Here is a 2972-nt window from a genome sequence, read left to right as displayed (position 1 = left end):
TTTCAGGTTAATAAAATTAAATTATTTGAGTAAATACAATACTATGTTTTTATTTGTGGGTAATAGTAAGGCTTAAAGCAAAATGTAGTACGAACGGTAGGTGGATCTAAAAGATCGAATTACAATCCTGTATACAGCATTTTGCATTATTGTTTGATTATATTTATAGGTACAAAAATGGCTAGAATAATTTTCATGGGAGTAGATGTTTCCAAGGAAGCATTGGACATCTCAATTAATGGCAAGCATAAGCGCATAGCAAACGTGAGTGATGCTATATCTAAGTTTATAGAAACAAATATAGTCGATTTACCCATCAAGTTATGTGTAAGCTGGTGGCTATGAAAAGCTCATTATAAAATTGTTGCAAGATAACTGTCCATAAAGCTCACCCGAATCGGGTATATGCATTTGCCAAAGCTTGCAATCATTTTGCAAAAACTGACAAGTTAGATGCTAAATTACTGGAAAAATACGCTGAATTTTTCAGTAAAGACGGTGAAGTAAAAGGATGTATAATTTCACAAAAGCAAGAGGAATTAAAGGAGCTGGGGGCAGTTGAGCGTAATTTAAATGATGCAATTCATGCAAACAAGTGTCGCCTGCAAAGTGCGACGGGAAAAGCTAGAGAATACATAGAAAGACAGATAGGGTTTGCTGAAAAACAATTGAAAGAAATTAGGCAAGACATAGAAGACGCAATAGCTGAATTGAAAGGAAAAAATGAGCTTTTAATCAGCTATAAAGGTATTGGATCAAAGACGACGAGCGTTCTACTGACAGAGGTGCCTGAGCTTGGTAGATTAGAGAATAGAGAAATTGCATGCTTAGTTGGAGTTGCACCTAAAACTAGTGAAAGTGGAAGAAAAGTTGGCAAAGCTCAAATCAAAGGAGGCAGGTTTTATGCAAGGAAAGCACTATACATGTCAGCTCTTGTTGCTATGCGCCACAACAGAAAAATGAAAGCGTTTTATCAGCGTTTGGTTGATTCTGGCAAAGCTGCTAAGGTTGCATTAGTTGCTGTCATGAGAAAAATTATCGTTTGTTTAAATGCCATGATAAAAAATAACAACTTTTATCTTGACTCTTAAGACGGTAGATGACAGACCATTGATTGTATGGGTTCCATCTGTTATATATAATCTTTTTGAATACGAAGAAAACTGATGAATGAGTATGATATTACGGTTATAGGTAGCGGTCCTGGTGGTTATATAGCGGCAATTAGGGCGGCACAGCTTGGGTTTAAAACTGCAATTGTGGAAAAAGAAAAAAATTTAGGCGGTATATGCTTAAATTGGGGATGTATACCAACAAAATCACTGCTTAGAGCATCTGAGGTTTATAGGCTAATAAAAAGATCAAAAGATTTTGGTATAGAAGTAAAGGGAGCGAATTTTGATATACAATCAATAGTGAAATACTCAAGAAACGTTGTTGATAAATTGTCAAGCGGTGTTGCATATTTGATGAAAAAAAATAATATCAAAGTTCATCAAGGTTTTGGTAAACTTGCAGGCAATGGTACTATAAAAGTCGTTAGCGATAAGGAAGAACAAGAAATTGTTTCCAAGCATATCATTTTAGCAACAGGCGTGAGGGCACGGAATCTGCCTGGAATAGAGGCAGATGGAGATTTAATATGGAATGCGCAGCACGCTATGACTCCAGAGAGATTACCAAAATCGCTACTAATTATAGGGTCTGGTGCAATTGGAATAGAATTTGCAAGTTTTTATAGTACTTTGGGTGTTGATGTAACAATCATAGAGATAAAGAGCACTATTTTGCCGCTGGAGGATAAGGACATTTCAGATTTAGCACAAGAAATATTCACAAAACAGGGGATAGAAATATATACAAGCAGTAGCGTAAAAGCTCTTACTAAAAGTAAAGACTCTGCTCAAGTGCTACTAAGTAGTGGTGAGAGCAAAGAATTTGAGAGGGTGATTGTTGCGGTTGGAATTCAAGCAAATATTGAAAATATAGGTTTAGAAAATACAAAAATTAAATTAAGCCCTTCTGGCTTTATTGAAACGAATGAATGGTATGAAACTAGTGAATCAAATGTGTATGCAATAGGTGATGTAGCTGGCCCACCATGTTTAGCACATAAAGCGAGCCATGAAGCCGTGATCTGCATTGAAAAGATTGCTGGTAAAAATGCTCATGCGTTAAAAAAAGAATGCATACCAAATTGCACTTATTCTCATCCACAAATAGCGAGCATCGGCCTTACTGAGGAACAGGCAATAAAAGGTGGGTATGATATAAAAATAGGAAAATTTCACTCTAACTTTAATGGTAAGTCTGTTGCACTCAGTGAAACTGAAGGGTTAGTGAAAACGATTATAGATAAAAAAACCGGAGAAATTCTGGGTAGCCACATGATAGGTGCAGAAGTAACGGAGTTAATTAGCAATTTTGCTCTTGCAAAGCAACTAGAAGGAACAGACTTCGACATAAAATCTACGATTTTTCCTCATCCAACCATTTCAGAGATGATACATGAATCAGTGCTTGCTGCAGATGTTAAATAGTTGAACTAACGTTCCATCGTTTTAGAGTTGTCAATGTCTTGAGTAGTAGTTTGATTAGGCACTTTAGTTTCAATAGATTGATTACCACCATCATCAGAATTCTGTAACTCTTCTTTCAATCCCTTAGCTGCTTCTTTAACTTCAAGCTTTGCCTTTGGATGAAGATCTTCTGGGCCTTTTCCTTTAGTATCCAAACCTTGTTGTAGATTAGTGCTTTTCATTTTATTATGCTGCTCGTGCTCAGGTAGGTCAACGACCGAATTGAAAAGAATTTTTATTATATTTTTTAGCAGTTCTAAAAAACCTCCGCTTCTGCCTTCTCTTTGTTCTTGAGGTTTATTTTTCTCATTAGGTTCTTTTTTACTATTATAGCTCTTTTCATAGAAGTCCGGATGTGATAAGATAAGGATAGAAGATGATAAGGAGGTTGAG

The 2972-nt window shown here is 36.0% G+C and carries 2 protein-coding genes and 1 pseudogene; 2 read left to right on the top strand and 1 reads right to left on the bottom strand.

Annotation, left to right across the window (positions count from 1 at the left end; genetic code table 11):
- Nucleotides 1-177: 177 nt before the first annotated feature.
- Together ACIPNH_RS06715 and lpdA are read left to right on the top strand one after the other, a co-directional pair.
- Nucleotides 178-1091: pseudogene (locus tag ACIPNH_RS06715) on the top strand (IS110 family transposase).
- A 75-nt stretch (nucleotides 1092-1166) separates the two neighbouring features.
- A complete protein-coding gene (gene lpdA, locus ACIPNH_RS00580) occupies nucleotides 1167-2540 on the top strand; it encodes a dihydrolipoyl dehydrogenase (protein WP_400770904.1) in 1374 nt (457 codons plus the stop codon).
- A 5-nt stretch (nucleotides 2541-2545) separates the two neighbouring features.
- Here lpdA and ACIPNH_RS00575 read toward each other — a convergent pair whose 3' ends face one another.
- Nucleotides 2546-2944 (bottom strand): hypothetical protein, encoded by a 399-nt coding sequence (locus tag ACIPNH_RS00575; RefSeq protein WP_400770910.1) that lies wholly within the window; start codon nucleotides 2942-2944, stop codon nucleotides 2546-2548.
- Nucleotides 2945-2972 lie beyond the last annotated feature (28 nt).

Origin of the sequence: Wolbachia endosymbiont of Drosophila barbarae (genome assembly GCF_044752445.1) — a bacterium.
Classification (GTDB): domain Bacteria; phylum Pseudomonadota; class Alphaproteobacteria; order Rickettsiales; family Anaplasmataceae; genus Wolbachia; species Wolbachia pipientis.
The sequence above is the reverse complement of the archived record's forward strand: the minus strand, read 5'-3'. Positions and strand labels throughout refer to the sequence as shown.

What these genes read in the sequence shown, in the direction of transcription:
- lpdA (WP_400770904.1), top strand. Translation starts at nt 1,167, where the DNA reads ATGAATGAGTATGATATTACGGTTATAGGTAGCGGTCCTGGTGGTTAT.